This is a genomic window from Stutzerimonas stutzeri, assembly GCF_013522825.1.
Classification (GTDB): domain Bacteria; phylum Pseudomonadota; class Gammaproteobacteria; order Pseudomonadales; family Pseudomonadaceae; genus Stutzerimonas; species Stutzerimonas stutzeri_AK.
Window position 1 is genome coordinate 25,433 of record NZ_JAAMQZ010000044.1, and the last position, 10,793, is coordinate 36,225.

Annotated in this window: 11 protein-coding genes and 1 pseudogene; 9 read left to right on the forward strand and 3 right to left on the reverse strand. The window is 56.1% G+C overall.

The window, feature by feature from the left end; all coding sequences use genetic code 11:
• Window position 1 precedes the first annotated feature (1 nt).
• Window positions 2-892, reverse strand: a complete 891-nt coding sequence (locus tag G7020_RS20635) for a UbiA family prenyltransferase (RefSeq protein ID WP_181086862.1) — start codon at window positions 890-892, stop codon at window positions 2-4.
• A 148-nt stretch (window positions 893-1,040) separates the two neighbouring features.
• On the opposite strand from G7020_RS20635, the gene G7020_RS20640 reads away from it, so the two are divergent.
• From G7020_RS20640 to G7020_RS20680, 9 genes are all read left to right on the forward strand, one after another.
• Window positions 1,041-1,709: a hypothetical protein gene (locus G7020_RS20640; RefSeq protein WP_181086863.1), complete on the forward strand. Its 669-nt coding sequence runs from the start codon at window positions 1,041-1,043 to the stop codon at window positions 1,707-1,709.
• Window positions 1,706-3,364, forward strand: coding sequence for a hypothetical protein (locus G7020_RS20645; RefSeq protein WP_181086864.1), 1,659 nt, complete (start codon window positions 1,706-1,708; stop codon window positions 3,362-3,364). The genes G7020_RS20640 and G7020_RS20645 overlap by 4 nt, the downstream gene beginning before the upstream one ends.
• An 18-nt stretch (window positions 3,365-3,382) precedes the next feature.
• Window positions 3,383-4,501 (forward strand): toll/interleukin-1 receptor domain-containing protein, encoded by a 1,119-nt coding sequence (locus G7020_RS20650; RefSeq protein ID WP_181086865.1) that lies wholly within the window; start codon window positions 3,383-3,385, stop codon window positions 4,499-4,501.
• 171 nt (window positions 4,502-4,672) lie between these two features.
• The gene (locus G7020_RS20655; RefSeq protein ID WP_181086866.1) at window positions 4,673-5,824 is read left to right on the forward strand and encodes an AAA family ATPase; all 1,152 of its coding nucleotides are present in this window, start codon (window positions 4,673-4,675) and stop codon (window positions 5,822-5,824) included.
• Complete coding sequence (locus G7020_RS20660; RefSeq protein ID WP_181086867.1) at window positions 5,821-6,189, forward strand: hypothetical protein; 369 nt, start codon at window positions 5,821-5,823, stop codon at window positions 6,187-6,189. Before G7020_RS20655 ends, G7020_RS20660 begins: the two co-directional genes overlap by 4 nt.
• Entirely contained in the window at window positions 6,186-6,779 is a 594-nt protein-coding gene (locus G7020_RS20665) for a hypothetical protein (RefSeq protein WP_181086868.1), read from the forward strand. The genes G7020_RS20660 and G7020_RS20665 overlap by 4 nt, the downstream gene beginning before the upstream one ends.
• 6 nt (window positions 6,780-6,785) lie before the next feature.
• On the forward strand, window positions 6,786-7,481 hold the full coding sequence (locus tag G7020_RS20670) for a hypothetical protein (protein WP_181086869.1): 696 nt from the start codon (window positions 6,786-6,788) through the stop codon (window positions 7,479-7,481).
• Window positions 7,482-7,561: 80 nt separating this feature from the next.
• Window positions 7,562-8,569 (forward strand): nucleoid-associated protein YejK, encoded by a 1,008-nt coding sequence (yejK, locus tag G7020_RS20675; RefSeq protein WP_181086870.1) that lies wholly within the window; start codon window positions 7,562-7,564, stop codon window positions 8,567-8,569.
• Window positions 8,570-8,695: 126 nt separating this feature from the next.
• The gene (locus tag G7020_RS20680) at window positions 8,696-9,493 is read left to right on the forward strand and encodes an undecaprenyl-diphosphate phosphatase (protein ID WP_181086871.1); all 798 of its coding nucleotides are present in this window, start codon (window positions 8,696-8,698) and stop codon (window positions 9,491-9,493) included.
• A 57-nt stretch (window positions 9,494-9,550) separates the two neighbouring features.
• Here the strand turns inward: G7020_RS20680 and G7020_RS20685 are convergent, their stop codons facing one another.
• Window positions 9,551-10,489: a glutathione S-transferase family protein gene (locus G7020_RS20685; RefSeq protein WP_181086872.1), complete on the reverse strand. Its 939-nt coding sequence runs from the start codon at window positions 10,487-10,489 to the stop codon at window positions 9,551-9,553.
• A 67-nt stretch (window positions 10,490-10,556) separates the two neighbouring features.
• A pseudogene (locus G7020_RS20690) lies at window positions 10,557-10,673 on the reverse strand (GIY-YIG nuclease family protein); the annotation flags it as partial.
• Between the last annotated feature and the right edge of the window lie 120 nt (window positions 10,674-10,793).

Consider the following 10,793-nt stretch of genomic DNA (forward strand, 5'->3'; position numbering starts at 1 on the left):
GCTAACGAAGCATCAACCCCAGGCCCATCAGCAGTGGCGTCGCCACGCTGATGGCCGCATTCAGCCCAAGCGCCGGCAACAACCGCTGCGGCTGGCTGCGCAGCAGCCAGGCGGCGCGCAGGGCCAGCGGCAGAGTCAACAGGCCCAGGGCGGCACCACCAGATTCACTGTTGAAAAGCATCAAAAACAGCACACCGTAAGCCAGCAGCCACTGAGCCAGCGCCACTTTCAGCGCACTCTCACAGCCAAGGTGCATGGGCAAAGTACGCCGCCCAGCGGCGCGGTCAGCGTCAATATCGGGAAACTGGCTGAGCAGCAGCAGATTGTTGCTCAGCAGCAAAGGCACCAGGATCAGCAGCAGGTCGCGGCTCTCCAGCGGACCACCGAGCACGATGCGCGCGCCCAGCACCATCAGCGCAAAACCCAGACCCGGTGCGAACAGGCACAGCCAGGGGTGCCTCGTCAGCCAGGGCGTATACAGCAGCACCAGCGCCAACCCCGTCAGCCCGAGCGGTGCCAGGCTGAGCAGCAACTGCGGTTTGCGCAGCAGAAAAAACAACCCGATCAGCGCACAGGCCAGCACGCTACCGCGGCCAAGTATCAGCGTGCGACCGAGCAAATCCGGACGCGCCACCAGCGTGCCGCTGCCACCGCTGAAAGCAGTGCGACGGGTGCGCAGATCCAGACCGCTGCGATAGTCGCTCCACTCGTTGAGCGCATTCACCGCCACATGCGCGGCCAGCGCCCCGAGCAGCACCAGCAACGCCTCACCCACCGCCACAGAACCGCCCTGCCCGCTTGCAGCCAGCGCGGCCCCGAGCGCCACACAGCTCAGCGTCAACAGCAGAAACCGCCCACGCACCACACCCAGCCAGGCCCAGGTTTCGCTCACATGTCACTCCCTTCGTTGAATTGCGCTCGGCAGGCTAGCGCCACAACTTTTGCTGTCATTAACACACATCTGCCTGTCGGCAATTCAAAGTGACCACAGCCAAGCAATATGATATCAAGTTGCCTCCCCTAGACATGTCCCAAGCCAGATGCCAGACGATTTTGCCCTTCTCTTGTTGGAGTCCCCGTGGTGGACACCGAAAAGCAACCCTACCCGAGCTTCATCCCTGCCCTTCTTCCAAGGCTTGGAGCGTCTGCATGATTACTTCAATATTTATTACTCGACTTTCTACGACACCAGGAGCTTCGAGGCCGCCCTCTCGCAGGATCTGATTCATACGTATGAAAAGCGCCAGATTCTCTATATAGGCGCCCATGGCAACAAGACAAACATTGCCAATGGCCGTGCCAGTAAGCTTCTGGAGAAGGTGGCGCTCCACGGCGACAAGATCGAAGGAGTCTTCGTCAGCAGTTGTCTGGTGGGCGCACGGGAGTCCAATCTCTGGGCGCCCATCCTGATCAATAAGACTCGCTGGATATTTGCTTACCGCCATGAGGTCGGCTGGCTTGATTCGCTGTTTATCGAACTAGCACTTCTGGAAGCCTTGGCTCTAGCAGAAGAAGGCTATGCCGATGATCGCGAAGCCCTTCTGTATACCTTTTCCGATGCCTTGGCCAAATTTAATCCGCTGATGCCCTTGGGCAGTGCTGGCGAGCCGCTGATAGATTGTATTTGCCTGATACAGCGCGCCAAGCGTAAACGCAATCCAGAAAATCTGACCTCTGCGTTAATTGACCTTGCCTGGAGTACCGAATGACACTCGGCCCGATCCCTATTGTGCTGGCCACCAGTGGTCATCGCGACTTACTGGACGCAGAGGTTCCATCGATTAGCAAAGCTCTGCATGCAGAATTTTCAGCACTACGCAAGCAGCACCCAAACACACGCTTTCAATTACTGAACGGCCTTGCCGAGGGTGCTGATTGGCTAGTCGCTGAAGTGGCTCTGGAATATGACATTGAGCTGATTGCCGTATTGCCCATGCCACCGACCGAGTACGAACAGGATTTTTCCACACATGAAGGGCTTGCAAAATTTCGTCTCTTGCTGAGCAAGGCTGCAGAAACTCAAGTCGCCCCCATGGCAGGTTCACTCGCAAAAAACCCGTCACGCGATACCTGCTACCAAGCCTTGGGGATATATCTGGCTCAGCACGCACAGCGTCTTTATGCCTTGTGGGATGGTAACGCGGACAATCCCTTGCTCGGAGGCACCGCTGATGTTGTACGGCTTTGTCGTGAAGGCATCGAGAATGAAGACAATCCGCTGGCACAGCCTCAGATCTGCCAGGTTCGGCACCTGCGCTGCAACAGGAAAAAGAACCCACTGGCCTACGCAGCTGAAGACGTCGGTAAGTGGGAGGGTACAACCAGCGCCACTGCTACCGGCACGCGTAAATGCTGGAATGAAATTTTCCAATCTATAGAGGATTTCAACCAGGCAGCCAGAAAGATTCAAGCATCCGCACCTGGCGAGATAATCAAAAGCCGCCAGTGGTTGACGGGAGAAGCGGACTACTCTCCCACCATCAAAAACAGTGTACAGACATTCGCTATTGCAGACGCTCTAGCACGCAGCAAGCAAAAGCAACGCATCATCACCTTGTGGTTACTCAGCCTGTTTGTCTTTCTTTCAATATTTTTCCAGCAATTACATTTGGGGCCTGATACGCAATGGCACTGGCTAGCTTTGCATATAGCTTTCGGAGTTGCCGCATTTGCCAGCTACCAGTTTTTTTCCAGCAGCACGCGAAACAGTGAAACACAATACATGGATTGGCGCGCGCTGGCAGAGGGATTGCGCGTACAATCCTATTGGCAGGCCGCTGATATAAAGGAGTGCGTAAACAAATATTACCTGAGCAGCCAGACCGATGAACTTGGCTGGATTCGTCTCGCCATTCAAAACACCAATCGGACTTCAAATACAACTCAACCCAGAGCAGATTTCTCATGGCTCAGAAAACACTGGCTTGAAGATCAAAGGAAGTTCTTTTTGAGCGGAGGCAGCTGCGCGGCCAAGAAGCAAAAAAAACTGAAAAAATGGATACTCTCTAGCCGCATCCTGCTCGCAACAGGCTGTATTACTACTGCGCTCCTTCTATTCAAAACAGTTACCAATCTGCCAGCCCAGCTACTGCCTTGGATAACACTTTTGGCCACCATCCTTCTTGTTTTGGCTGCAATTTGTCGAAACCATTCAAACCTGATGGCTTATGAAGAAGATGCCAATAGGTATCAAAAAATGGGAAGCCTTTTCAGCCGCGCCATTCTTGTTCTGGATCAGCACCTTGAGGCCGGGAACACCGAATCAGCCAGAAGTATTCTCAAATCCATAGGCAAAGAGGCGCTTGCAGAAAATGGCGAATGGCTGCTTTTGCACCGGCAACGCAAGTTTGAAATACCGACGTAAGTTCATGTGAGATTTAATATGGAAATCAAAGATGTCTTCATCAGCTACCGCCGCACTGGTGGAGCAACCGTTGCACGCCTTCTCTGCGACGTACTTACCCAGCGTAATATTAGTATCTTCTTCGACAAGGAAAGTTTGGGGGAGGGAAATTTTGACGACGCCATCGAAAAAAACCTGCAAGCCGCACGAAACTTTGTACTTATAGTCTCCCCCGGCCTATTTGAGCGCGGCAAGAGTTCCAACGGGAAATACGACCCAGTGTTAACAGAAAAAGACTGGGTATATCGTGAGATACGCACAGCCTTGGCAAGTGGAAAGCCAATCATCCCCATTTTTGTAAATGGCGAAAAAGAGTTCCCGACGATCCTTCCTCCGGGAATCGAAGAAATATACAGAAAAGATGCCTTGTCTTTTGGACACGACCATTTTGAGCCAGAGCTCGAAAAATTGATTAGCCGAATAAAAACAAGAAAAGACCAACTCACCGAAAGCTACATCAAGAACTTATCTGCAAGCTACTCACCAAAAGAGCAATGCGAAAGCCTTATAGAGATATGCGAGAGCTTAGGTGGAAACAAGGCTACAGAAGAGATCCTAAACCTAATAGCAAACAAATTCCGGAGGCTACTTAACATAAAAAACAATCAGCAAGCTATCAATGTAATAGCAGACACAATCACTCCAGACCTGCTCAAAACCATCTGCAAAGATCTGAGCATCGACAACTCTGGCGATACAAAACACATCAAATCCAACATGACCGAATGGATTACAAACAAAAAATTCAGGGCATTCTCTGTAGAAGAAGAGGAATCGGATCGCATTAACAATGTTATCGATGCCTTTGCAATAACTTATCGAAGCCATGAAAAAAGAGCAAAAATCATTTCCACAATAGAAGAAGAGACTCATTTTGAGCTAAAAACAACCCGCAACAGCAATAGTATATTTTGCGAAATATTCGAATATTTTAGCGTTGAGGAGTTCCTTGAAGAAAAGTCAAAGCAACTCTCTGAGGAAGAAATAAAATCCGTATCTTTCTTATTATTCAATAACGATAAAGGCCGCAAAAAAGAACTCATTGAAAGAATCATTGACTATGCCAACTACACATATCATCCGGAGGAGCATGAGTAGTTCATGAGTTCACCTCCTTGCATAGACCAAGCCAAAATAGCCCTCATGCGCCTGCTCGACCTGATAATCAACGGCGGGCTGGATGAGCGATTCACTCGGGCCAATCCCAAACTGCCGCACTCATTGGTGCGCCTGACGCTGGGCTGGCTGTTTCCCATGCTCGACTTCGTGATGACCGGCGACCGCCAGATAAGCTCGCGCCATCAGGAATTTATCAACACCATCTTGGCCAACGATCTCAGTGTGAAAAAATTGAACTTGGCAGATGGCACATTGCGAGATCGCCAGGCTTCATTCGATCCACAGGTGCTGCCAGCCTTTCTGCTGATTGCCGAGCGCCTGCAACCGGGTTTCAGCGAAGAGGCCTACCCTTACCTGGACGAGCTGATCCAGGCAACCGTAGCCTGGGATGGCGACAAGTCGCCAGCGGACATGGACAGGGCCGAGCAGGTGCTAGAGCCGATCCGCAAGCATTTCGAGCTACAGATCGGTCCGCGCTCCAGCCACTCGCCCATGGCGCCCGGTGAAGCCTTGAAAGAACTTGAAAGTCTTGTCGGCCTCGAAGGGGTGAAGCGTGAAGTGCGCAACAGCATCAACTTTGTCCGCTACATCCTTAACCGCAAGGAAAACGGCCTGCCGGTGCCACCGGTTTCCATGCATATGGTGTTCACCGGCAATCCGGGCACAGGCAAGACCACAGTGGCGCGGCTGATTGCTGATATCTACCGCGACATCGGCCTCCTGCGTAAAGGCCATCTGATAGAAACCGATCGCTCGGGAATGATCGGTCAGTACCTGGGGGAGACACCCGGTCTCGTCCGGGAAATTGTCGAAAGCGCCTTCGGCGGCGTGCTGTTCATCGACGAGGCCTATGCCTTAGTAAAAGGCAGAACCGAAAGCGACTACGGCTATGAAGCCGTCGATGTCCTGCTCAAGCTGATGGAAGACCACCGCCACGATCTGGTCGTGATAGTCGCCGGCTACACCGAGGAGATGCGGACGTTCATTGAGTCCAATCCCGGCCTTAAGTCGCGCTTTACCCGCTACATCCACTTCGACGATTACGAATCGGCAGATCTTCTGCGGATTTTCCGCCGCCTGTGCGACAGGCACGAACTGCGCTTTCGCGCCGAGGCCTGGCAAAAGAGCGCCCAGATCATCAAGAGCCGTTGGGAGAGGCGCGGCGAGCATTTCGGCAACGCGCGGGAAGTCCGCACCTTCTTCGAAGAAGTGATGCAGGCCCACGCCAATCGCCTGTCTCAAATCGAAAAGCCCAGTCGCGATCAACTTCGCACCCTGACGCTGGAGGATATTCCAGCATGAACCTTGAACTACTGAAGACAAGCCTTCGACACACTCACGCCTATATCGATGCCTATGGCGTTGATCATCTCCAAGATGTGGAGATGCTTTTCAGGCAAGCGCTAGAGCAGGCTTCGGAGGAGGAGGATCTGGACGAAGATGACGAGCAGGAAGATTTCTCCGGCAGCCTCGATATCCCATCCAGACCCGCCGCAGTCACGCCCGTTGTCGAGTCAATGATAGAAACCGCAGCTCCTGCTCAGGAGGAATACCAAAGGACCGCGGAGCAAAGACTCGTGCCGGTTGCCAATTGGCATTTCCAACTCCCTGCCATGGTCGCCGGCATGGCTGTCGCGATACTCCTGTTAAGTGGATGGCTGTCATGAGCCGCGCACATCGTCGCTCTCTGCATGGCAAAGCCTATACGGTGGTTGATATCTGGCACGCCATACGCGTCACCTTCGGGTGCTGGCTGGCGATGCTGGCTGGCCTGACGGCCCTCGGCTTGTTGCTGATTCTACTTCTGCTAAGCGATTTCAGCCCGGTCCTCTGGATCAGTATCTGGCTCTGCGGCAGCCTGCTTGCATCCGGCCTGTTTGGCTGGCGAGTCTGGCAAGCCCAGTCTGCCGGCATCCGCCTCGACCCGGAGTCCGCAACGCTTAGCTTCAGCGCCGACGATTTGGAAAACAGCCTGCATGACATTCTCAGTCTGCGGCGCTTCTTCGATCACGCTCACCGCATCCAGATAGCCATCGATGAAATCCAGCGATTGGACAACGACACACAGCGAGCGGGACAAGGTCGCAGCCGACGCAGACGCTACCGGCTGAATCTGTCCGGTGACTTCGGCTCCTATCAGTTGATGTTCAGTCACAAACAGAAGCGCGATGAGTGCAGAGCCTTGCTGGCGCAGGTCATCCGGCGCGTCAAAGGCCGAGGGCCATCGTTCGATGCCAACATCGCTTTTTCCGAGTAACGACACATGAGCAAAAAGAGAAAACAGGAAGGCAGCCCACTTGGCTTGGTGATCGCTTTGATCGGCTGGCTGGTGTTCGTCTTCACACTGTTGGCTACTTCCTTTATCTGGCTGGGCTGGCTCATCAGTGAACTACTCTACGCCAGGCATCCTCGTGTTCCCGATGAGACGGATATACTGCTAGACGCGGAAGAGGAAGATGAACTGTCCGAAAACCAGAAGCGCGCTTTCGCAATCGAGGAGCGATTACAGCAAATCGAGATCGAAGGTCAGCAACTGCGCCGCCGCAAGGACGGATTGTTTCACGCTGGTAGTGCACTGGGCGCTCGATTGAATGCGGAAGTTGCCGAATTGACCGCCGAGCGTAGTGATTGTCAGGCTATTTGCCATGAGATGCTGCAATTGCCTGTCGAGCGCCTTCGGCAATGGTCCGCACCTCTTGGCCGCCTGCTTGGATTTCGCTGGGCCATCTCGGCTTACGTCGGTTGCCTGGCCTATGGGGTGATCCTTGCTCCCTCTTCCGCCATGGCCCTGCATGGAATCATCCTGCGTAATCTGAGCGAATACCTACCGGCCCTCACCTTTCCTCTCTATGGCGCAATGGCGCTGGCCAGCATCGTGGCGGTCTGCGCGGGCAGCGCGGCCTATCTGTTCTATAGCCGTTTTTTCTACCACCACTACGCTCCACAGCTTGAGGGGTAAACGCCTTCAGGACAAACGCTCCACGACCCCGGCTCTCGGGTAAACTGCCGCCTCTGTTGTATTCAGCCCGCGAGTTCGCCATGCCCATCCGTCACTGCATCGTCCATCTGATCGAGAAAAAGCCCGACGGCACGCCTGCCGTGCTGCATGCCCGCGACAGCGAGCTGGGCGAGTCCCAGGCCATGGAGAATCTGCTGGCCGATCTCAACGAGAGCTACAACGCCAAGCAGGGCAAGGCCTGGGGATTTTTTCACGAGGAATCGGGTGCCTATCCGTTCAGCGGCTGGCTTAGCCAGTACATGGAGGGCAACCAGGATTTCACCGCCTTCAGCCGCCAGGCCGTCGAGCATCTGCAGAAGCTGATGGAGGAATCCAACCTGTCCACCGGCGGCCATGTGCTGTTTGCCCATTACCAGCAGGGCATGACCGATTACCTGGCCATCGCCCTGCTGCATCACAGCGAGGGCGTGACCGTCACCGAGTCGCTGGACGTGGCGGCGGCGCGGCATCTGGACCTCGGCCAGTTGCACCTGGCCACGCGAATCAACATTTCCGAGTGGCGGAACAACAAGCAGTCCAAACAGTACATTTCCTTTATCAAGGGCAAGAACGGCAAGAAGGTCTCGGAGTATTTCCGCGATTTCATCGGCTGCCAGGAAGGCGTCGACGGGCCGGGTGAGACACGCACGCTGCTCAAGGCCTTCAGCGATTTCGTCGAGAGCGAGGACCTGCCCGAAGAGCAGGCACGGGAGAAAACCAGTGCGCTGGTGGGCTATGCCAGCAGCCAGTCGAAGATCGGTGAGCCGGTGTCGCTGGAAGAGCTGTCCGGCCTGATCGATGAAGACCGGCCCAAGGCCTTCTACGACCACATCCGCAACAAGGACTACGGCATGGCCCCGGAATTTCCCGCGGACAAGCGCACGCTCAATCAGTTTCGCCGTTTCACCGGGCGCGCCGAGGGCCTGTCGATCAGTTTCGAGTCGCACCTGCTGGGCTCGAAGATCGAGTACGACGAGGCCCGCGACATGCTGATCATCCGCCAGTTGCCAACCCAGCTGGTCGATCAGCTCAAGCGCCGCAAGGACTGAGCCTCGCCAACCTCCCGAGCGGAACAAAATCCGCTCGCTGCTGAATGAAATTCAGGTTTGTCAGTCACATGGCTGCTCAATCATTCAGCTGCAACTCCGCACGACCCGTTCTGGTAAGGACTCACAATGGATTGGCTTCACCTGATTATCCTGTCCCTGGTGCAGGGCATCACCGAGTTTCTCCCGATCTCCTCTTCGGCTCACTTGATCCTTCCTTCCCAGGTTCTCGGCTGGCCGGACCAGGGACAGGCGTTCGACGTCGCGGTGCATGTGGGCACGCTGCTCGCTGTGCTGATCTGCTTTCGCCATGAAGTGATTGCCACTACCCGCGGCTGGCTGGCGCACGTTTTTCGCCAGCAAGTCAGTGCCGAAAGCCGCCTGGGTTGGGCAATCATCATCGGTACCCTGCCAGCGGCGATCATCGGATTGCTGCTGGAGGATTACATCGAGCAATACACCCGCTCGATGCTGTTAATCGCCGCCACCACCATCATCTTCGGTTTGCTGCTGTGGCACGCGGACATCAAGGGCCGGCGAGTCGCCGAAATGGATCAGCTGACCTGGAAAAGCGCGCTGATCATCGGCTTTGCCCAGGCACTGGCGCTGATCCCGGGTACATCCCGCTCGGGTATCACCATGACCGCCGCACTGTTACTCGGTTTTACCCGGCAGACCGCAGCACGCTTTTCATTTCTGCTGTCGATACCGCTGATACTCGCAGCAGGTGGGCTGAAGGCAGTCGAACTGGTCCAATCTGGAGAGCACGCGCAGTGGAACGATATTTTCATCGGCGCCGCGCTGTCTTTCGTCGCGGCCTTCCTCTGCATCAAGCTGTTCCTCAAGGCACTCGATGCGCTGGGCATGCTGCCTTTCGTGATCTATCGCTTGCTGCTGGGCGTCACGCTGCTGTTCATTGCGCTCTGAGGCGCGGCACATGAAAGGCCCGCGGAACGGCATTACGCCGTTCGCGGGCTGGATGTATCAGCGCGCCTCGATGCGATAACCAATACGGGGAAAGTGAACATGCACGACTCCGGCGCGCTCATCCTCGCGGCGCAGGATCAATTCCTCGATGCCGGCAAACAGTAGCTCGCCTTCGACCGGATCGGTGCCGTAATCCACCGCGCAAATGGCCACCTGCTGACCCACCTGAAAACCGTTCGGCTCGCTGAATGCTTCGTCCGGCAACGCGGCAGGCGTAGCCTCGCGGGCGATGGTCAGGGCTTCTTCTGCCGAGAGTTCGCTGTGGGAACCGTGCCCGACGCCCAGTAGCTTGCCCAGCCAGGCAGCCACGTCCGGGTAATCCTCCACCAACGGCGCAGTCACCGGCGTGGCCTTGAGAAACCACAGGCAGTGGGCGACGGCGAAATCGGCGATGCAGGGCGCGCCGCCCAGCAGGAACTCATCGTCCTCTCGCGCCAGTTGTTGCTGCAGGCGTGCCATCAGCACCGGCCAGTGGCTCCGGGCCTGTTCCAGGGGAATGGCTGCAACCGAACCGCCACTGAACAGCTGTGCGCGGTCCTTGCTGAAAATCTGGACGAATTCCCTGGGCACCTGGGCGAAGCGCAGCGCCATGGATTCCGGCTGGAACACCAGGCTCACCGCGTGCAGGAACAAAACGGAGTCGGCCCATTGGGCCAGGGCGGCGGCAACGAATTCACGGCCTTCGGGAAACAGCGCCGGCGTGGCTTTTTCCGCTTCCAGGCGTCGTGCGATCAATGCCGTGTCGCAATAGATGTCGGCACCGACCTGCAGCACCGGCGTGCGCCGATAGCCGCCGGTGAGCGCGGTCAGATCCGGCTTGGGCATCACCGGCGGGATGGTCACCGAACGCCAGGAGAGTTGCTTGAAGCCCAGCAACAGCCGCGCTTTCTCGGCAAAAGGCGAGGTGGGATAGTGATGCAGAATCAGGTCATGCATGGCAGGCTCCGCCGCTTGTCCAGGTAGAACGGCAGCTTACTCGGCCACGGTCAGGCAGCCTACCCGTTCAGCTGATTACCGGGCCATTCACCGGATTACTTTGCAGCTCGATCAACGCTTCCTTGGCTGTCTTCTTCAGCCGTTTGATCGCACGCTCCCGGCGCAGCGCGTCGCCCTTGCTTGCGGATTCCACGCCATCCGGCCACCCAGTCCGCTCTCATCTGGCCAGGCATTCCAGGGCCATCTGGCCACCTGTTCCACGGCCATCCGGCCGGGCAGTCGGAGCGCAGCGACGCAGGGGTGG

Coding starts and splice junctions, on each gene's coding strand:
- G7020_RS20640 (WP_181086863.1), top strand. CDS start 1,041: ATGCCAGACGATTTTGCCCTTCTCTTGTTGGAGTCCCCGTGGTGGACA.
- G7020_RS20645 (WP_181086864.1), top strand. CDS start 1,706: ATGACACTCGGCCCGATCCCTATTGTGCTGGCCACCAGTGGTCATCGC.
- G7020_RS20650 (WP_181086865.1), top strand. CDS start 3,383: ATGGAAATCAAAGATGTCTTCATCAGCTACCGCCGCACTGGTGGAGCA.
- G7020_RS20655 (WP_181086866.1), top strand. CDS start 4,673: ATGACCGGCGACCGCCAGATAAGCTCGCGCCATCAGGAATTTATCAAC.
- G7020_RS20660 (WP_181086867.1), top strand. CDS start 5,821: ATGAACCTTGAACTACTGAAGACAAGCCTTCGACACACTCACGCCTAT.
- G7020_RS20665 (WP_181086868.1), top strand. CDS start 6,186: ATGAGCCGCGCACATCGTCGCTCTCTGCATGGCAAAGCCTATACGGTG.
- G7020_RS20670 (WP_181086869.1), top strand. CDS start 6,786: ATGAGCAAAAAGAGAAAACAGGAAGGCAGCCCACTTGGCTTGGTGATC.
- yejK (WP_181086870.1), top strand. CDS start 7,562: ATGCCCATCCGTCACTGCATCGTCCATCTGATCGAGAAAAAGCCCGAC.
- G7020_RS20680 (WP_181086871.1), top strand. CDS start 8,696: ATGGATTGGCTTCACCTGATTATCCTGTCCCTGGTGCAGGGCATCACC.
- G7020_RS20685 (WP_181086872.1), bottom strand. CDS start 10,489: ATGCATGACCTGATTCTGCATCACTATCCCACCTCGCCTTTTGCCGAG.